This is a genomic window from Streptomonospora mangrovi (assembly GCF_027604915.1).
Lineage (GTDB): Bacteria > Actinomycetota > Actinomycetes > Streptosporangiales > Streptosporangiaceae > Streptomonospora > Streptomonospora mangrovi.
Genome location: NZ_JAJAQC010000012.1, coordinates 142881 through 161294, shown reverse-complemented (window position 1 = coordinate 161294; position 18414 = coordinate 142881). Strand labels below are relative to the sequence as shown.

At 72.6% G+C, this 18414-nt stretch carries 15 protein-coding genes; 1 reads left to right on the top strand and 14 read right to left on the bottom strand.

The window, feature by feature from the left end:
- Positions 1-102: 102 nt before the first annotated feature.
- From LG943_RS09615 to LG943_RS09590, 6 genes are all read right to left on the bottom strand, one after another.
- Positions 103-2955, bottom strand: a complete 2853-nt coding sequence (locus LG943_RS09615) for a DEAD/DEAH box helicase (RefSeq protein WP_270071870.1) — start codon at positions 2953-2955, stop codon at positions 103-105.
- A 100-nt stretch (positions 2956-3055) separates the two neighbouring features.
- Positions 3056-3481, bottom strand: coding sequence for a DUF397 domain-containing protein (locus tag LG943_RS09610; protein ID WP_270071869.1), 426 nt, complete (start codon positions 3479-3481; stop codon positions 3056-3058).
- Positions 3482-3544: 63 nt separating this feature from the next.
- Positions 3545-4354: a twin-arginine translocase subunit TatC gene (tatC, locus tag LG943_RS09605; protein WP_270071868.1), complete on the bottom strand. Its 810-nt coding sequence runs from the start codon at positions 4352-4354 to the stop codon at positions 3545-3547.
- 142 nt (positions 4355-4496) lie between these two features.
- Positions 4497-4922, bottom strand: coding sequence for a twin-arginine translocase TatA/TatE family subunit (locus tag LG943_RS09600; protein WP_270071867.1), 426 nt, complete (start codon positions 4920-4922; stop codon positions 4497-4499).
- A 29-nt stretch (positions 4923-4951) separates the two neighbouring features.
- Entirely contained in the window at positions 4952-5176 is a 225-nt protein-coding gene (locus tag LG943_RS09595) for a hypothetical protein (protein ID WP_270071866.1), read from the bottom strand.
- Between the two features lie 93 nt (positions 5177-5269).
- A complete protein-coding gene (locus LG943_RS09590; RefSeq protein ID WP_270071865.1) occupies positions 5270-7369 on the bottom strand; it encodes a helix-turn-helix transcriptional regulator in 2100 nt (699 codons plus the stop codon).
- A 71-nt stretch (positions 7370-7440) separates the two neighbouring features.
- Here LG943_RS09590 and LG943_RS09585 point away from each other — a divergent pair, with 71 nt between their 5' ends.
- Positions 7441-8535: a DUF3866 family protein gene (locus LG943_RS09585; protein ID WP_270071864.1), complete on the top strand. Its 1095-nt coding sequence runs from the start codon at positions 7441-7443 to the stop codon at positions 8533-8535.
- Between the two features lie 53 nt (positions 8536-8588).
- Here the strand turns inward: LG943_RS09585 and LG943_RS09580 are convergent, their stop codons facing one another.
- The 8 genes from LG943_RS09580 to LG943_RS09545 form a co-directional block, all read right to left on the bottom strand.
- Positions 8589-9677, bottom strand: coding sequence for an FKBP-type peptidyl-prolyl cis-trans isomerase (locus LG943_RS09580; protein ID WP_270071863.1), 1089 nt, complete (start codon positions 9675-9677; stop codon positions 8589-8591).
- Between the two features lie 102 nt (positions 9678-9779).
- Entirely contained in the window at positions 9780-11138 is a 1359-nt protein-coding gene (gene pafA / locus LG943_RS09575) for a Pup--protein ligase (RefSeq protein ID WP_270071862.1), read from the bottom strand.
- Between the two features lie 172 nt (positions 11139-11310).
- Positions 11311-12072: a proteasome subunit alpha gene (gene prcA, locus LG943_RS09570; protein WP_270071880.1), complete on the bottom strand. Its 762-nt coding sequence runs from the start codon at positions 12070-12072 to the stop codon at positions 11311-11313.
- A 44-nt stretch (positions 12073-12116) separates the two neighbouring features.
- The gene (prcB, locus tag LG943_RS09565) at positions 12117-12965 is read right to left on the bottom strand and encodes a proteasome subunit beta (protein ID WP_270071861.1); all 849 of its coding nucleotides are present in this window, start codon (positions 12963-12965) and stop codon (positions 12117-12119) included.
- 266 nt (positions 12966-13231) lie between these two features.
- Positions 13232-13435: a ubiquitin-like protein Pup gene (locus LG943_RS09560; RefSeq protein ID WP_270071860.1), complete on the bottom strand. Its 204-nt coding sequence runs from the start codon at positions 13433-13435 to the stop codon at positions 13232-13234.
- A gap of 185 nt (positions 13436-13620) precedes the next feature.
- Complete coding sequence (gene dop / locus LG943_RS09555; protein ID WP_408648572.1) at positions 13621-15141, bottom strand: depupylase/deamidase Dop; 1521 nt, start codon at positions 15139-15141, stop codon at positions 13621-13623.
- Positions 15142-15408: 267 nt separating this feature from the next.
- Positions 15409-17178, bottom strand: a complete 1770-nt coding sequence (arc, locus tag LG943_RS09550) for a proteasome ATPase (protein ID WP_270071859.1) — start codon at positions 17176-17178, stop codon at positions 15409-15411.
- 161 nt (positions 17179-17339) lie between these two features.
- Positions 17340-18302, bottom strand: a complete 963-nt coding sequence (locus tag LG943_RS09545; protein WP_270071858.1) for a tRNA (adenine-N1)-methyltransferase — start codon at positions 18300-18302, stop codon at positions 17340-17342.
- Between the last annotated feature and the right edge of the window lie 112 nt (positions 18303-18414).

Sequence of the window (18414 nt, the reverse complement as noted above, 5' to 3'; positions counted from 1 at the left end):
CGAAGGCGCGGAGCGGGGCGGCCGCGCGGGCGCGGCGGCCCGGCGGGCGCGGTCGCACCGGCCCCCCGCCCCCGCGACCGCGCCGGGCCGGGCGGCGCGGCCTCAGCCCACCGACGAGTAGGCCACCACGCCCCGGCGCACCAGGTCCACGGCCTTGCGCGCGGTCCGGCGCACGCCGCTGGCCTCTGGGGCGGCGTCGGCCACCTGGCCCAGCATGTCCACCAACTGCTTGGTGGTGCGCACGAAGTCGCCCGCCGGCATGTCGGCCTCCAGCAGGATGCGGTCGAGGCGGTCGCCGCGCGCCCAGCGGTGGGTGATCCACACGAAGCCCAGGTCAGGACGGCGCAGGAACGACACGTGGTGGTCGCGCTCCACCTCGTGCAGCTCACCCCACAGCCGCTCCATCTCGGTCAGGACCTCGGCGGGCACGCCGTCGGGCACCCGCGGGAAGGGGTCGTCGGAGCGGCGGGACTCATACACCAGCGACGCCACGCACGTGGCGAGGTCCTGGGGGTCGAGGTCGTCCCACAGGCCGCGCCGCAGGCACTCGGCCACCAGCAGGTCCAGCTCGGAGTACACCTTGGCCAGCCGCCGCCCCTCCTCGGTGACCGTGTCGCCGTCGAGGTACTCCAGGTCCTCCAGCACCCCGCACACCCGGTCGAAGGTGCGCGCGATGACGTGGGAGCGCCCCTCGACCCGGCGGCGCAGGGAGTCGGTCTCCTTGCGCAGCCGGAAGTAGCGCTCGGCCCAGCGGGCGTGGTCCTCGCGCTCGGGGCAGCCGTGGCAGGGGTGCTGCCGCAGCTCGCGGCGCAGCCGGGTGATCTCGGGGTCGTCGCCCTCGCCGTCGCCGCCGCGCCCGCGGCTGACCTCGTCGACCCCGGTCTCCTTCAGCCGGTTGCGCAGGCTGGAGGCGAGGTCGGTGCGCGACTGGGCCGAGCGCGCCGAGAAGTTCTTGGGGATCCGCAGCCGCCCGGCGGGCTCCACCGGCACCGGGAAGTCCACCGCGTTGACCCGCTTGACCTGCCGCTTGACGGTCAGCACCAGCGGCGCCGGGACGTCGCCGCGCAGCCCGGGGTCGAGCACGACCGCGTAGCCGCTGTGGCGCCCGGCCGGCACCCGGATGATGTCGCCGGCGCGCAGCCGCTCCAGGCTGCGCACCGCCTCCTCGCGGCGGCGCGCGCTGCGGCCCTTGGCCGCCTGGTTCTCGCGGTCGCTCAGCTCGCGGCGCATGGCCGCGTACTCCATGAAGTCGCCCAGGTGGCAGGTCGCGGCGGCGCCGTAGCCCTCCAGCGCCTCCTCGTGCTTGCGGAGCTGCTTGACCAGCCCCACCACGGCGCGGTCGGCCTGGAACTGGGCGAAGGACGCCTCCAGCATGGTGCGGCTGCGCTCGCGGCCCACCTGGCCCACGAGGTTGACCGCCATGTTGTAGGAGGGCTGGAAGCTGGAGTTGAGCGGGTAGGTGCGGGTGCTGGCCAGGCCCGCGACCGCCTCGGGGTCGGTGCCGGGCTGCCACACCACCACCGCGTGGCCCTCGACGTCGATGCCGCGCCGGCCCGCGCGCCCGGTGAGCTGGGTGTACTCCCCGGCGGTCAGGGCGGCGTGGGTCTCGCCGTTCCACTTGTCCAGCTTCTCGATGACCACGGTGCGCGCGGGCATGTTGATGCCCAGCGCCAGGGTCTCGGTGGCGAAGACCGCGCGGATCAGGCCGCGCGAGAACAGCGACTCCACGACCTCCTTGAACGTCGGCAGCAGGCCGGCGTGGTGGGCGGCCACGCCGCGCTCCAGGGCGCGCAGCCACTCGTCGTAGCCCAGCACCGCGAGGTCGGCCGGGGGGATGTCGGCGCACTGGCGCTCGGCGAAGGCGCGGATCTCCAGCGCCTCCTCGTCGGTGGTCAGGGTCATCCCCGCGTACATGCACTGGCGCACCGCGTCGTCGCAGCCGGCGCGGCTGAAGATGAACACGATGGCGGGCAGCAGCCCCTCGCGGTCCAGCTCGTCGATGATCTGCACGCGGCTGGGCGGGGCGTACTTGGCGCGCGGGCGCGCCGAGGTGCGCGCGCGGGCCTGGGGGTGGCGGCGGCGGTGCGCCAACTGGGTGATGCGGTCGTCCTCCAGCGCCAGCCGGGTCAGGCGGGGGTTGATCCGCATGGGCTCGCCGTTGACCAGGATCTCGCCGGTGCCGCCCGAATCCTGGCGATCGCGCCGGCGGGAGCGCCGGCCGCCCCGGCCGCCGCCGCGCTCACCGGACTCCGCGTCATCGGCGTCGGCGTCGGCGGGCGAGACGAACAGGTCGTGCACGCGCTTGCCGGCCATCATGTGCTGCCACAGCGGCACCGGGCGCTTCTCGTCCACGATGACCGTGGTCTCGCCGCGGACCTGCTGCATCCACTCGCCGAACTCCTCGGCGTTGCTGACGGTCGCCGACAGGGCCACCACCCGCACCGACTCCGGCAGGTGGATGATGACCTCCTCCCACACCGCGCCCCGGAACCGGTCGGCGAGGTAGTGGACCTCGTCCATCACCACGTAGGCCAGCCGCAGCAGGGTATGGGAGCCGGCGTAGAGCATGTTGCGCAGTACCTCGGTGGTCATGACCACGATCGGCGCCTCGCCGTTGACGCTGTTGTCGCCGGTGAGCAGCCCGACGTTGTCGGCGCCGTAGCGGCGCACCAGGTCGGTGTACTTCTGGTTGGACAGCGCCTTGATGGGGGTGGTGTAGAAGCACTTGGCGCCGTCGCGCAGCGCCAGGTGCACCGCAAACTCCCCCACCACGGTCTTGCCCGAGCCGGTGGGGGCGGCGACGAGTACCCCCTGGCCCTGCTCCAGCGCCTTGCACGCCCGGACCTGGAACGGGTCGAACTCGAACCCGTAGAGCCCCTGGAACTCCTCGATGGCGGCGCTGGACTCGGCTTGGCGCCGACGGAAGGCGGCGTACCGCTCGGCGTGGGTACTCATATCGATCAAGCCTAGGGCGTTGCGGCGGGTGAGGCGCACACGCCGGGACGGCGGCGCCCGCCGTCCCGGACGGCGCCCCGCGGGGGCGGGGCGGGAGCGCTCAGGCCGCCGGTCCGCCGCCGCGTTCGGCGGTCTCGCCGGCGGGCTCGGCGGCCCCGGCCGCGTCGTCCTGGGCCGCCGGGCGGGAGTTGGGCGACACCACGGCGGTGACCGGGACGTCGCCGCGCTGGATGGCGGCCTCCTCGGGCGTCAGGTACTCCTCGGGGATGTCGAACTCCCCGTCCTTGGCCCCCAGGACGAACGCCTCCCACTCCGCGGGGGTGAAGAAGAGGATGCCCTTCTCGGGGTGCTTTCCGTCGCGCACCGCGCGGAACCCGTCCTCGAACTTGGCGACCTCGACAACGGCCTCGGAGTCCTCGCGCGAGAGCGAGGAGCGCTTCCACACGGCGTTGGTGGTGTCGTGCCACTTCTCGTTGCCCTGCGCCTCGGGCGGCAGGTCTCGCCGGGTACCGGGGGTCTCGGCCACTGTTGGTTCTCCTCGCGCCTTGCGTCGGTGCTCTCCCGCTGGTGGGGACTGCCGGGACCGACCCTAGCGGCTCGGGCCGGAGTCGGTCAGCGACTCCTCGTCATCGAGGGGGGAGATCTCGTCGTCGGAGAGGCCGGCGAACTCGTCGCGGCGGCCCCGGCGGCGGTCGTTGATGAAGCAGAACAGCTCGGCGGCCTCATACAGCACGACCAGCGGGAGGGCCAGGGCCAGCATCGACAGGGGCTCGGCGGGGGTGACGATCGCCGCCAGGACGAAGATGCCGAAGATGATCAGCCGCCGGGACTTGGCGAGGGTCTCGTGCCGGATGACGCCGATGAGGTTGAGCAGCGCCACCAGCAGCGGGGTGACGAACCCCAGGCCGAACACCAGCATCATCAGGGTCATGTAGCCCAGGTAGCTGTCGATGGTGATCATCGGCAGCGAGCCCTCGGGGGCGAACTCGAACAGCACCGCCATGGCCAGGCCGGTGACGTAGTAGGCCAGCGCGGCGCCGCCCACGAACAGCAGCGCGGCGGTGGGCACGAACCCGTAGGTGTAGCGCTTCTCGCGGCCGGTCAGCGCGGGCGCCACGAACGCCCAGAGCTGGTAGAGCCAGAACGGGCTGGACACCAGCACGCCGACGATGATCCAGACCCGGAACGCCACGAAGAAGGCGTCGAAGACGCCGGTGAAGATGAGGTCGCAGCCGGACCGGCCGCCGCGCGCCTCGGCCGGCAGGGAGCAGTAGGGGCCCCGCAAAAGGTCCCACACCGGCTCGTAGAGGAAGTAGCCGACCACCGTGCCCAGCGCGACGAACAGCAGCGCCTTGACCAGGCGGTTGCGGAGTTCCCGCAGATGGTCCATCAGCGGCATGCGACCCTCGGGGTCCTTCGGCCGCCGCCGTCGCCGCACCTGCATCGCCTGCTACGCTCCTCGACCTGTCCTCGCCTGCGTGCGGCCGCGCGCCTGTCCGCGCGGCCGGCCTGCGCGGCCGCACGCTGCGGCCGCGGCCCGTTCAGCCGTTGTAGGTGCGGCGCACGGGCTCGCCGTTCTCGTTGATGATCCGCCCCGGGGGGAGTTCGGGGTAGTCCTCGTGGCCCTGCTGCCGGTAGGGCTCCCGGTCGGCGGGGTCGGGGTGGCCGACCTGCCGGGGGTCGGCCGCCTGCGGACGGCCCGGGTGGTCCGGGTAGCCCGAGCGGTCCTGGTGGTCGCGGTGGTCCTGGCCGCCGTGGGCGGCCGAGGGGCCGGACTCATGGCGCCGGGGGTCGTCGCCGCGGCCGCCAGTGTCCTGGCTGTCGTCGTCGCTCAAACCCTTGGCCTCGGACTTCAGGATACGCGCGCTGCGGCCCAGGGAGCGGGCGAGATCGGGCAGCCGCCGCGCGCCGAACAGCAGCAGCGCGATCAGCAGCAGGATGAAAAGCGTGCGGGCGTCGATACCCATGACTCAACCTCGTTTCCCGGCGCAGGCGCCTACGCCTTCGATGGTACGTCCCCGCCGGCGACGGGCTCGGGGGCGCCCACCGGGCCGCCCTCACCCTGGGAGCGCAGCCGGTCGTACCCCGGTTGGACCTGTGCGCGGGTGCGCGCCACCTGGACGCGGAGGCGGTGCAGCTCGGCCAGCATGCGCAGGGCCAGCACCCCCACCAGGGCCAGGCCGAGGAGGGTCAGCACTCCCAGTGCGGCGAACACGAACACGCCACCCACCTTACTGCGTGAACCGGGCGCCGACGATGGACACGGGATGAACCGGGAGGTAGCGGCCGCAGGGCGCCGGCCGCGCGCCGCCGGTCACCGCAGGCCGCCGGAGTCGGGCGCATAAGCGGCCAGGGCCGCCCGAGCCCGCTCGCGCACCTGCTCGGCCAGCTCCACCGGCGCCACCACCCGGGCGCGCGGGCCCAGCCGCAGCGCCAGGCGGCGCACCCACTCCGGCGCCGGGGTGCGCAGGACGGCCCGCACTCCCCCGCCCTCCAGGTCGCGGACCGAGGAGCAGTGGTACTCCTCGGCCACCCAGCGGGCCGAGGGGTCGAGATCCAGGGTCACCCGGGTGTCGTCGTCGGACAGTCGCAGGACGCCGTCGCGCAGGTCGCGGCGGCGCGCCCGCGCCGGCACCCGCGCGGGCTCGGGCAGCACGGTGAGGTCCAGCACCCGGTCCAGCCGGAACAGCCGGACGTCGCCGCGCAGCCGGCACCAGCCCTCCAGGAACGCCTGCCCGCCGTAGACGACCAGGCCCATGGGGTCGACGTCGCGCTCGGTGACCTCGTCGACGTAGCCGGAGAGGTAGCGCAGGTGCAGCAGTTGGCCGGCGCGCAGCGCCTCGTCGCAGCGGCGCTGGACCTCGCGGACCTCCTCGCTCAGCTCGATGCGCACGCCCACGGCGTCGGCCAGGCGGTGCACGGGGTCGGGGGCGGCCTCGGGTTCGCGGGGGCGGCCCGCGCCGCCCGCGCCCACCGCCGCGAGGGCGCGCGCGGCCCCCGCCGGCGCGGCAGCGGCGGCGCGCAGCTTCTCGCCGACGCGCTTGAGGGCGTCGCTGTCGGCCACGCCGGGGAGTTCGGCCAGCAGTTCCAGGCCGATCACCAGGCTGGCGGCCTCGTCGGCGGTGAGCCGCAGCGGCTGGGCCAGGGTGTCGGCGTTGGCGATGATGATCTCGCCGGTGGACTCCGCGGCCTCGATGTCGACGTCGATGAGGTCGCCGGGGGTGTAGCCGGGCAGGCCGCACATCCACAGCAGGCTGAGGTCCTTGAGCACCTGGCGCTGGGACAGGCCGAAGTGCTCGGCGACCTCGTGCACGCGGACGTCGTGGCTGAGCGCGTAGGGCACCAGCATCAGCAGCCGGCGCAACTGCTCGGCCGAGGCCGACCCGCGCCGGGCGTCGGCGGCGGGTTCGGGGTCGGCGGCGGGATCGCCCACTTCGGGGCCGGGGTCGCGCGCGGCGAGGTCGGCCAGGTGGGCGGCGATGGCGGCGCGCGCCTCGTCCGGGGCCTCGATGACCGCGCGGTCGCCGAAGCGGGCGACCATGCCGACCAGGTCGTCGAGGTCGGCATAGGGCAGGTCGAGGAGGTCCCAGCGGGGGTGGTCGCCCTGGGGCGGGCCGGGCACGATGCGCTGGGCGGCCCGGCGCAGTTCGTGGCCGGAGTCGGCGCGCACCCGCACCCGCGCCACGCCCTGGGGTTCGAGGGGCTCGCGCCCGCGCACCAGGGAGCGGACGTCGACGCCGTCGGGGACCTCGACCGGCGGGCCGGCGGTGTCGATCTCGACCTCGCCGACGATGCGGCCCAGGCGGAACACCCGCCGCGCGCCCCGGTCGAGGTCGCGGCCGCCGACGTACCAGTGGCCCCGGTAGTTGACCACGCCCCAGGGCTCCAGGCGGCGGCGCGCCACGGGTTCGCCGGGCTTGCGGTAGTCGAAGGCGACCCGGCGGCGGTCGCGCACCGCCTGCCACATCGGCAGGAACGCGGGTTCGTCGGTGCCCAGCACGGGGGTGAGGGCGGGGGCGGCGTCGGTGTCGACGGGCACCCCGGCCGCGCGCAGCTTCATCAGGGCGTTGGCGGCGGCGTCGCCCAGCGCGGCGTGGCGCCAGGCGCGGGCGGCCAGGCCCAGCACGGCGGCCTCGTCGGGCATCAACTCGATCTCGGGCAGCTCGTAGTCGGCGGGGAAGACACGGTAGCCCTCGTCGTCGCTCCAGGGGTCGCTGCCGCCGGTCTCGATGGGGATGCCGCTTTCGCGGAGTTCGCGCTTGTCGCGCTCGAACATGCGCTTGAACGCGGAGTCGGAGTCGGCCTCCTCGTAGCCGGCGACCATGGTGCGGATCTCGCGCGCGGTGAGGAAGCGCCTGGTGGCCAGGAGGCAGATCACCAGGTTGAGCTGCCGTTCGGTCTTCCTCCGCGACATCGCCGGTCCCTTTCCCGCCGTGGGCGCGCCGTCCCCGAAGTTGTGTCAGGCACGACGGTACCGTGCCTGGCGTGATCCGTTGGCGTTGTGCACATGTCACCGCGCTCCTGCGCTCCTGGCCCGGTGCGGTGGAGGTCGAGGCCGTGCCCGAGCGGGCCTCAGGGCCGCCGGGGCCGCCCGCCGCGCCGTGCCGCGCGCTGGCCTACACCGCCCTGGTGGGCACCCCCGAGGTCGGCGACCGGGTGCTGCTCAACGCCACGGCCCTGGAGATGGGCCTGGGCACCGGCGGCTACGCGCTGGTGGCGGCGCTGCCCGACCGGCTGCCGCCCGACCCCGCCGGGCCGGGCCATCTGGTCAAGGCGCGCTACACCCCGCTCCAGGCGACGGTGGCCGGCGCCGACGAGCAGGGCTCGCCCCACCACGCGCTGCTGCGCGACGCCGACGACGTGGGCGGCATGCCGGTGGTGGTGGCCGACCTGCACTCGGCGCTGCCGGCGGTGGTGGCGGGGGTGCGCCAGGCGGCGCCGGCGGCGCGGATCGCCTACGTGATGCTCGACGGCGGCGCGCTGCCGGCGGCGTTCTCCCAGACACTGGCGGCGCTGCGCGGCGCGGGCCTGCTGGCGGCGGTGGTGACCACCGGGCAGTCCTTCGGCGGCGACCTGGAGGCGGTGACCGTGCACAGCGGGCTGCTGGCGGCCCGCCACGCGGCGGGCGCCGACGTGGCGGTGGTGGCCCAGGGGCCGGGCAACCTGGGCACCGGCACCCGGTGGGGGTTCTCGGGGGTGGCGGCGGGCGAGGCGGTCAACGCCGCCGCGGTGCTGGGCGGGCGGCCGGTGGCGGCGCTGCGGGTGAGCCAGGCCGACCCGCGCGAGCGGCACCGGGGGGTGTCCCACCACAGCCTGACCGCCTACGGGCGGGTGGCGCTGGCGCGGGCCGACGTGGCGGTGCCGGTGCTGGGGGGTGAACTGGGCGCGCGGGTGCGCGCGCAGGCGGCACGGCTGGGCGGGCGCCACCGCCTGGTGGAGGTGGGCACGGCCGGGCTGGAGGCGGCGCTGCGGGCGCTGCCGGTGCGGCTGAGCACGATGGGCCGTACCTACGACCAGGACCGGGCGGCGTTCCTGGCGGCGGGGGCCGCCGGCCGGCACGCGGCGGCCCTGCTGGGCTGAGGAACGCGCGCGGGGCCGGTGGGCGCACGCCGCACCGGCCCCGCGCCGCCGCGCTACTCGCTCTCGGGCTCGGCGGTCTCCTCGGAGCTGTCGCCGCCGCCGTCACCACTGCCGCCGCCGTCGCCGCCCTCCTCCTCGGGGGCCGGAGCGCTGTCGACCGCGTCGAGGATGTCGACCACGAACACCAGGGTGCCCGCCGGGGAGCCGGACTCCTCGGCGTTCTCGCCGTAGGCCATGTCCTCGGGGATGACCAGCAGCATGCGGCTGCCGACCTTCTGCCCCACCAGGCCCTCGTCCCAGCCCTCGATGACCTGGCCCGCGCCGATGATGAAGGTGGAGGGCACGCCCTCGGCGCCCTCGCGGTTCCAGGTGGAGTCGAAGACGGTGCTGTCGTCCCAGCGCATGCCGGTGTACTGAACGACGAGCTGCTGACCTTCCTCGACCTCGGGGCCGTCGCCCTCGATGAGCGCCTGGGTCTCCAGGTCGGCCGGCGGGTCGGAGTCGGGGATCTCGATGTCGGGCAGCTCGTGGCCGGGCTGGTGCACCGTGGGCAGGCCGTCGCCGCCGTGGGCGGTCTGCTCGCCGGGCACGACCTGGCCCTCGCCGTAGCGCTCCTTGATGTCCAGCACCGACACCGAGGCGCCGGGGGCCGGGGAGGGCTGGCCCATGGCCTGGGCCTCGGCGGGGTCCTGGGGCGGGAAGGCGTAGATGACCCGGCTGCCGACCGGCTGGTTGACCAGGCCCTCGGTCAGCTCCTCACCCAACTGGGAGAGGTTGAGCAGGATGGGGGCGCCGGCCTCGTAGGTGGACTGGGTCTTCTCGGCCTTGCCCTCGGCGGTCCACTGGTACTCCACCACCTCGGCCTGGATGATGTCGGTGGAGCGCACCAGTTCGTTCTCGCCGTCGCCCTGCTCGACCACGTCGGAGATCTGCTCGTCCTGGGGAGGCGCCTTGTCGCTGAAGTCGACCTTGGGCTCCTCGCCGAGCTCGCCCCGCACCGTGGGCAGCCGCGAGTCGTAGTCGTCCTCCTCCGACTGGAGGAAGGCGGGGGTGCGCCAGTCCTCGGGGATGGAGCTACAACTCGACGCCGCGAGCAGCACGGCTAGGAACGGCACCGCAAGGGCGGCGGCACGCAGTCGCATAGGTCACAACCTCAAATATCCGGCTCGGGTCCCCGACACACTATCGGAGAGCCCATAATGCCCCGGCGGGGTGAGAACAGTGTAAGAGCCGGAGTCGCGGCCTCACATCCCGGCGATGAGCTTCTCGACGCGCTCGTCGACCGCCTTGAACGGGTCCTTGCACAGCACGGTGCGCTGCGCCTGGTCGTTGAGCTTGAGGTGCACCCAGTCGACGGTGAAGTCGCGGCGCTTCTCCTGGGCCTTGCGGATGAACTCCCCGCGCAGCCGCGCCCGGGTGGTCTGCGGCGGCACCGATTTGGCCTCGAAGATCTGGAGGTCGTTGACGACCCGGTCCATCTGGCCTCGGCGCTGGAGCAGGTAGAACAGCCCGCGGTCGCGGAAGATGTCGTGGTAGGTGAGGTCGAGCTGGGCCACGCGCGGCGAGGACAGCGGCAGGTTGTGCTTGGCGCGGTAGCGCTCCAGCAGCTTGTACTTGGCCACCCAGTCGATCTCGCGGGCCACCAGGTCGAGGTTCTGGGTCTCGACGGCCTCCAGGGTGCGCGCCCACAGCTCCAGCACCCGCTTGCCGGTGGCGTCGGTGCCGTTGCGGTCGACGAAGGTCTGCACCTTCTCCAGGTACTCGCGCTGGATCTCCAGGGCGCTGGCCTCGCGGCCGTTGGCCAGGCGGACCTTGCGCCGCCCGGTCATGTCGTGGCTGACCTCGCGGATGGCCCGGATGGGGTTCTCCAGGGTGAAGTCGCGCATCACCACACCGGTCTCGACCATGCGCAGCACGAGGTCGGTGGAGGCGAGCTTGAGCAGGGTGGTGACCTCGCTCATGTTGGAGTCGCCGACGATGACGTGCAGGCGGCGGAACCGCTCGGCGTCGGCGTGCGGCTCGTCGCGGGTGTTGATGATGGGCCGGGAGCGGGTGGTGGCCGAGGACACGCCCTCCCAGATGTGCTCGGCGCGCTGGCTGACGCAGTACAGCGCGCCGCGCGGGGTCTGGAGCACCTTGCCGGCGCCGCAGATGATCTGGCGGGTGACCAGGAAGGGGATGAGGATGTCGGCCAGGCGGCCGAACTCCCCGTGCCGGCCCACCAGGTAGTTCTCGTGGCAGCCGTAGGAGTTGCCGGCGGAGTCGGTGTTGTTCTTGAACAGGTAGATCTCGCCGGCGATGCCCTCTTCGTGGAGGCGCTGCTCGGCGTCGACCTGGAGGCCCTCCAGGATGCGCTCGCCGGCCTTGTCGTGGGCCACGAGGTCGGCCAGGGAGTCGCACTCGGGGGTGGCGTACTCGGGGTGGCTGCCGACGTCGAGGTAGAGGCGGGCGCCGTTGCGCAGGAACACGTTGCTGCTGCGGCCCCAGGAGACCACGCGGCGGAACAGGTAGCGGGCGACCTCGTCGGGCGACAGCCGGCGCTGGCCCCGGAAGGTGCAGGTGACGCCGTACTCGTTCTCCAGTCCAAAGATCCGACGTTCCATTGGCCTCACCCGTTTCGGTCCGTGGTCGCCGCTCCCGGCCGTTGCCGGAGCGCTGCAACGACTCCCAGCCTATTTATGGGCCGCCCGCGTGCCGCGGAAACCCCGGCGGGCACCGGCCCGGCGCCCCTGCGCGCAGGTGCGCCGGCGCCCGCGCCCGCCCGGCGCGGCACGGTCAGCCCTCGTCCTCGGTGCCGGCGGACCCGGTGCCGCCGGCGGTGGTGTCGGTGTCGGTGGTGGCGGTGGCGGAGCGGTCGGCGAGCAGGGCGCTGAGCCGCTCGCCCTGGATGCGCCGGAACTTGCGGTGCTCGCGGCGGGCGCGCTCCAGCACCGCGACCTCCAGCCCGGCGGCCTCGATGTCGCGCTGCTCGCCGTTCTCGTGGCGCAGGGCGTGAACGGCGGCGCTGAGCGCCTCGCCCAGGCCGGCGTCCTTGTTGAACCGCTCCTTGAGGGCGGTGGTGACCTGCTCGGCGGAGCCGCCCATGGCCAAAAAGCCCTGCTCGTCCACCACGGAGCCGTCGAAGGTGATGCGGTAGATCTGGTCGGCGGCGGCGTCCTCGCCGACCTCGGCGACCACGATCTCCACCTCCCAGGGCTTGTTGCTCTCGCTGAAGACGGTGCCCAGGGTCTGGGCGTAGATGTTGGCCAGCACCCGCCCGCTGACGTCGCTGCGGTCGTAGGCGTAGCCGCGCACGTCGGCCAGACGCACGCCCATCTGCCGCAGGTTCTCGAACTCGTTGTAGCGCCCCACCGCCGCGAAGGCGATGCGGTCGTAGAGTTCGCTGATCTTGTGCAGGGTGCGGGAGATGTTGTCGGCCACGAACAGGATGCCGCCGTCGTACTGCAAGACGACGGCGCTGCGGCCGCGCGCGATGCCCTTTCGCGCGTAGTCGGCCTTGTCCTTCATGCTCTGCTCGGGCGAAACGTAGAACGGCATCGACACCGCGGATCGTTCCTTTGCTAAGTCGTGGGGGCGGGACCTCAGCGCACCGGGGCGCGGGGTCCGTCGGGGCGGTCGGCGCGGTCCTCGACCACCTGGGTGGCCAGGCGGGCGACGTCCTCGGCGGGCAGGCGCCGGTGGCCGTCGGCGGTGATCACGTCGACCAGCGGGAAGATCCTGCGGTGCAGGTCGGGGCCGCCCGTGGCGGAGTCGTCGTCGGCGGCGTCGTAGAGGGCCTGGATGGCGACGGTGGCGGCGTCCTCCTCGGAGAGGTCGTCGGCGAACAGCTTCTTCAGCGCGCCGCGCGCGTAGACCGAGCCCGAGCCGATGGAGTGGAAGTTGTGCTCCTCGTAGCGGCCGCCCACGGGGTCGTAGCTGAAGATGCGGCCCTCGCGGCGCGCTTCGTCGTAGCCCACCAGCAGGGGCACCACGACGAAGCCCTGGAGGGCCATGGGGAGGTTGCCGCGGATCATGGTGGCCAGGCGGTTGGCCTTGCCCTCCAGCGACAGCGAGCGGCCCTCCATCTTCTCGTAGTGCTCCAGCTCGACCTGGAACAGCTTGGCCAGCTCGATGCCGATGCCGGCGGCCCCGGCGATGGCGATCGCCGAGAACTCGTCGGTGCGGTAGAGCTTGTCCATGTCGCGGTTGGCGATGACGTTGCCCGAGGTGGCCCGGCGGTCACCGGCCAGCACCACGCCGCCCGGGAACGTCAGCGCGACGATGGTGGTGGCCTCGGGGGTGAGGCGGGTGGAGGAGACGCCCTGCGGAAGCTCCCGGTTGCCCGGCAGGAGGTCGGGGGCGACCATGCCGAGGAACTCGGAGAACGAGGAGGTTCCCGGATTCATGAACGCGGCGGGCAGGTGTGCTCCGCCGTCGAACGCTTCGGACACGCGACTCCCTTCGGCAGGCGGCCCGTCCGGCTGGGGGGGCGGACGGGGCGCGCGAGGTTGTTCGGTTGGCAGGTACAGAAGACCCTATTGACCCAGGCCCCACTTGGCGCACGCGCCGACCGGTATCCGCTGAGAGCGAACCCGGCGGGGGTGCGGCGGGCTCACGCGGCGGGGCCGGCCCCGGTGTCGGGGGGGGGGGCCGGGGGGGGGGGCCGCTGCCCCCGCCGCCGGCCGCGTTTTCCGGGAGGAGCGTCCCGGCTCGGCGGTCACTGACCGCCCTTCTGCACGAACTGACGCACGAAGTCCTCGCTGTTGCTCTCCAGGACCTCGTCGATCTCGTCCAGGATGTCGTCGACGTCCTCGCTGAGCTTCTCGTTGCGCTCCTGGGCCTCGGTGCCGGCCTCGACCTCTTCGACCTCTTCGTCGCGTCGGGTGCCGTGCTTCTGGCCGCCGGTGTCCTTCGTCGCCATGGATGCAACCTCCTCGATGGGCCTACGCCCTTATCTTGGCCCGCGCACAGGCGCCTCAACCTTGATCGCGGCGCCCGTTGTGTGCACGTTACCGGTGGCACGGGCTGTGAGCCCGTACACACGAACGAACGCCCCGGCGCCGGGGCGGATTCCCCGGCGGGCCGGCGGCGGCGCGGCGGACGGCCTCAGCGGCGGTCCCCGGTGAGCACCGACACCAGGTCGGCGGCGGTGGGAGAGCGGTCCAGGAGCGCTCCGACGTGCTCGCGGGTGCCCCGCAGCGGCTCCAGGGTGGGCACGCGCTGGAGGGAGTCGTAGCCGGGCAGGTCGAAGATGACGGAGTCCCACGAGGCGGCGGCCACGGAGTCGGCGTACTTGGCCAGGCAGCGGCCGCGGAAGTAGGCGCGGGTGTCCTCGGGCGGCTCGGTGATGGAGCGCTCGACGTCGGCCTCGTCCAGCAGCCGCTTCATCCGGCCGCGGGCCACCAGGCGGTTGTAGAGGCCCTTGTCGGGGCGGACGTCGGAGTACTGGAGGTCGACCAGTTGCAGGCGGTGGTGGCCCCAGTCGAGGCCGTCGCGGGTGCGGTAGCTCTCCAGCAGCTTGAGCTTGGCCACCCAGTCCAGTTCCTCGGCCAGTCTCATGGGGTCCTCGGTGAGGCGGTCCAGCACCGACTCCCAGCGGTCGAGGATGTCGGCGGTCTGGGGGTCGACGTCGGCGCCGAAGCGGTCCTGGACGTACTTGCGGGCCTGCTCCAGGTATTCGCGCTGGATCTCCACGGCGGTCATCCGGCGGCCGTCGCGCAGCCGCGCGGTGTGGGTGAGGCCGGGGTCGTGGGAGAACGCGCGCAGGTCGGCGACCGGGGTCTCCAGGGAGAGGTCGACGCTGATGAAGCCGTCCTCGATCATGGCGAGCACCAGCGAGGTGGTGCCCAGCTTGAGGTAGGTGGAGATCTCGCTCATGTTGGCGTCGCCGATGATCACGTGCAGGCGCCGGTACTTGTCGGGGTCGGCGTGCGGCTCGTCGCGGGTGTTGATGATGGGCCGCTTCAGGGTGGTCTCCAGGCCGACCTCGACCTCGAAGAAGTCCGCGCGCTGGCTGATCTGGAAGCCGGTGTCGCGGCCGTCGGCGCCGATCCCGACCCGGCCGGCGCCGCACACCACCTGGCGGGAGACGAAGAACGGGATCAGGTGGCGGACGATGTCGCCGAACGGCGTGGAGCGGCGCATCAGGTAGTTCTCGTGGCAGCCGTAGGAGGCGCCCTTGTTGTCGGTGTTGTTCTTGTAGAGCTGGATCGGCTCGACCCCGGGCACCGCGCCGGCGCGCCGGGCGGCGTCGGCCATGACGCGTTCGCCGGCCTTGTCCCAGAGCACGGCGTCGCGCGGGTTGGTGACCTCGGGCGCGGAGTACTCGGGGTGGGCGTGGTCGACGTAGAGGCGGGCGCCGTTGGTCAGGATGACATTGGCGAGTCCGAGGTCTTCGTCGGTGAGCTGGGTGGGATCGGCGACCTCGCGGGCGAGGTCGAATCCGCGGGCGTCCCGCAGCGGGTTCTCCTCCTCGAAGTCCCAGCGGGCCTTGCGCGCCCGCGCGGCCGAGGCCGCCAGGTAGGCGTTGACCACCTGGGTGGAGGTCACCATCGCGTTGGCACCGGGGTTTCCGGGCACGGAGATGCCGTACTCGGTCTCGATGCCCATAATCCGCTGCACACTCATGGTGGAAGGTTATCCATCGACGGGGGGTCTTGAACTCTCCATGGCGAATTGTGGCCCAACAGCCGCTCTCCTCCGGAGTCGCCGCCGGCGCGTCCGCGGTCCCAAAAGCCCGGCTGACCGGGGATCGCGCGGTTTGGGCGGGGTGCGCCGGCGCGCGCGGGCCCGACACGCGGGGTGACGGCTTGGGGCGCGGACCGGGCGGGCGCGACGCCGACGGCCGGCCCCCGCATCGGCTGCGGGGACCGGCCGTGGACGTGGCGCGGGCGGCTAGAGGTACTGGCCGGTGTTGGCCACGGTGTCGATGGAGCGGCCGGAGTCGGCGCCCTTCTTGCCCGAGACCAGGGTGCGGATGTAGACGATCCGCTCGCCCTTCTTGCCGGAGATGCGGGCCCAGTCGTCGGGGTTGGTGGTGTTGGGCAGGTCCTCGTTCTCGCTGAACTCGTCGACGCAGGCCTGGAGCAGGTGGGAGACCCGGATGCCGCGGGACTGGTTGTCGATGAAGTCCTTGATGGCCATCTTCTTGGCCCGGTCGACGATGTTCTGGATCATCGCGCCGGAGTTGAAGTCCTTGAAGTACAGGACCTCCTTGTCACCGTTGGCGTAGGTGACCTCCAGGAAGCGGTTCTCCTCGCTCTCGGCGTACATGCGCTCCACGACCCGCTGGATCATGGCGTCGACGGTGGCCTTGGCCGAGCCGCCGTGCTCGGCGAGGTCGTCGTCGTGCAGCGGCAGGTCGGGGGTGATGTACTTGGAGAAGATGTCGCGGGCGGCCTCGGCGTCGGGGCGCTCGATCTTGATCTTGACGTCGAGCCGGCCGGGCCGCAGGATCGCGGGGTCGATCATGTCCTCGCGGTTGGAGGCGCCGATCACGATGACGTTCTCCAGCCCCTCCACGCCGTCGATCTCGCTGAGGAGCTGGGGCACGATGGTGTTCTCGACGTCGCTGGAGACCCCCGAGCCGCGGGTGCGGAAGATGGAGTCCATCTCGTCGAAGAACACGATCACCGGGGTGCCCTCGCCGGCCTTCTCGCGCGCCCGCTGGAACACCAGCCGGATGTGGCGCTCGGTCTCGCCGACGTACTTGTTGAGCAGCTCGGGGCCCTTGATGTTGAGGAAGAAGCTCTTGCCGACGTCGCGGCCGGTCTTCTCGGCGACCTGCTTGGCCAGCGAGTTGGCCACCGCCTTGGCGATGAGCGTCTTGCCGCAACCGGGCGGGCCGTAGAGCAGCACGCCCTTGGGCGGGCGCAGCCGGTGCTCGTAGAAGAGGTCCTTGTGCAGGTAGGGCAGCTCGACGGCGTCGCGGATCATTTCGATCTGGCCGCCCAGGCCGCCGATGTCGGTGTAGGAGATGTCGGGGACCTCCTCGAGGATCAGCTCCTCGACCTCCGACTTGGGGATGCGCTCGTAGACGTAGCCCGAGCGCGGCTCCAGCAGCAGGGAGTCGCCGGGGCGCACCGGCTGGTCGCGCAGGGGCTCGGCGAGGCGCACGATGCGCTCCTCGTCGTGGTTGGAGATCACCAGCGCGCGGTCGCCGTCCTCAAGGAACTCCTTGAGCAGCACGACCTCGCCGATGGTCTCGTAGGACTGCACCTCGACGACGTTGAACGCCTCGTTGAGCATGACCTCCTGGCCGGCGCGCAGGGAGTCGACGTCGACCGAGGGGCTGACGTTGACGCGCATCTTGCGCCCGTTGGTGAAGATCTCGACGGTGTCGTCGTCGCGCGCCTCGAGGAACACGCCGAAGCCCGACGGCGGCTGCGAGAGCCGGTCGACCTCCTCCTTAAGCGCGGTGATCTGGTCGCGGGCCTCCTTGAGGGTGGCCGCGAGGCGTTCGTTCTTGCCATTGGTGGCGGCGAGGTTGGCCTGCGCCTCGCGCAACCGGTCCTCAAGCAGCCGCACATGGCGGGGGGAATCGGCGAGCTTGCGCCGGACTACGCTGAGCTCCTTCTCCAAGTAGGAGACCTGAGCGGTGAGTTCTGCGACTTCACGGTCGCGCTCGGTCTGACGCTCGTCGTCGCGATCGGCCACGTCCGCCACCTCCCAATAAGAAGGACGACTACTCGAAACCCTACCTACCCATGGACTATTCCTAACCTCCAGTACTCGGCGAGTGTCGAAGCACTCACTTCTTGATCTTGTGAACGCCTAGGTCACACTGGTAAAGGCGGGCTGGACGTAATGAGAAAGTAACGTTGCGACTAGTGTTCGACCGGGTTGTCGGAGGCGTCGGCGGCCTGTCCGGCGCCCTCGGCGCGGCCGGGCGCGCCCGGCGACGCCGCCTCGCGCGCCTTCTGCTCGCGCTGCCAGTCCTCGCCGTAGGAGCCCTTGGCGGGCCGGCGGCGGCGCTCGGGCGCCTCGGCGCCGTCGGCCAGCCGCCGCGCCGTCACCAGGAACCCGGTGTGGCCGATCATGCGGTGGTCGGGGCGCACGGCCAGGCCCTCCACGTGCCAGGTGCGCACCAGAGTCTCGAACGTGCGCGGCTCGTAGAACGCGCCGTGCTCGCGCAGGTCCTCCACCACCCGTGAGACCTGGGTGGTGGTGGCGACGTAGACGCACACCAGGCCGCCGGGCACCAGGGCCGAGGCCACGGCCTCCAGGCACTCCCAGGGGGCCAGCATGTCCAGCACGACGCGGTCGACCCCGGTGTCGTCGATGTCGGCGGCCAGGTCGCCCACGGTCAGCTTCCAGGCGGGGTGGGGGCCGCCGAAGAAGCGCTCGACGTTGGTGCGGGCGATCTCGGCGAAGTCGGCGCGGCGCTCGTAGGAGGAGACCAGGCCCTGCTCGCCCACGGCGCGCAGCAGCCAGCAGGTGAGCGCGCCGGAGCCGCCCCCCGCCTCGACCACGCGGGCGCCGGGGAAGATGTCGGCCTCGGCGACGATCTGGGCGGCGTCCTTGGGATAGACGATGGTGGCGCCGCGCTTCATCGACAGCGTGAAGTCGGCGAGCAGGGGGCGCAGGGCCACGTAGGCGGTGTTGGAGGTGGAGCGCACCACGCTGCCCTCGGGCCGGCCGATCAGGTCGTCGTGGTCCAGCCGCCCGCGGTGGGTGTGGAACGCCGCGCCGGCGCGCAGCGTGATGGTGTGCATCCGGCCCTTGGGGTCGGTCAACTGGACGATGTCTCCGTCGCCGAAGGGGCCGCGGCGGCCGTGGATGCCGGTCACTGGTGCTCGTCTCTACAGGTCGTGGGAGGTGCGGGCGGGGCAGTCGCCCAGGGTAGCGGCCCCCGCGCCGCTCGGCGTAATCGCGCCGCCGCCCCCGGCGGGGCCGCGCGCG

Bases quoted from the DNA above. Each gene is read 5' to 3' on its own strand.
- LG943_RS09600 (WP_270071867.1), bottom strand. From the start codon at position 4,922: ATGGGTATCGACGCCCGCACGCTTTTCATCCTGCTGCTGATCGCGCTG.
- prcA (WP_270071880.1), bottom strand. From the start codon at position 12,072: ATGCCGTTCTACGTTTCGCCCGAGCAGAGCATGAAGGACAAGGCCGAC.
- LG943_RS09580 (WP_270071863.1), bottom strand. From the start codon at position 9,677: ATGCGACTGCGTGCCGCCGCCCTTGCGGTGCCGTTCCTAGCCGTGCTG.
- LG943_RS09615 (WP_270071870.1), bottom strand. From the start codon at position 2,955: ATGAGTACCCACGCCGAGCGGTACGCCGCCTTCCGTCGGCGCCAAGCC.
- LG943_RS09560 (WP_270071860.1), bottom strand. From the start codon at position 13,435: ATGGCGACGAAGGACACCGGCGGCCAGAAGCACGGCACCCGACGCGAC.
- LG943_RS09590 (WP_270071865.1), bottom strand. From the start codon at position 7,369: ATGTCGCGGAGGAAGACCGAACGGCAGCTCAACCTGGTGATCTGCCTC.
- tatC (WP_270071868.1), bottom strand. From the start codon at position 4,354: ATGCCGCTGATGGACCATCTGCGGGAACTCCGCAACCGCCTGGTCAAG.
- pafA (WP_270071862.1), bottom strand. From the start codon at position 11,138: ATGGAACGTCGGATCTTTGGACTGGAGAACGAGTACGGCGTCACCTGC.
- dop (WP_408648572.1), bottom strand. From the start codon at position 15,141: ATGAGTGTGCAGCGGATTATGGGCATCGAGACCGAGTACGGCATCTCC.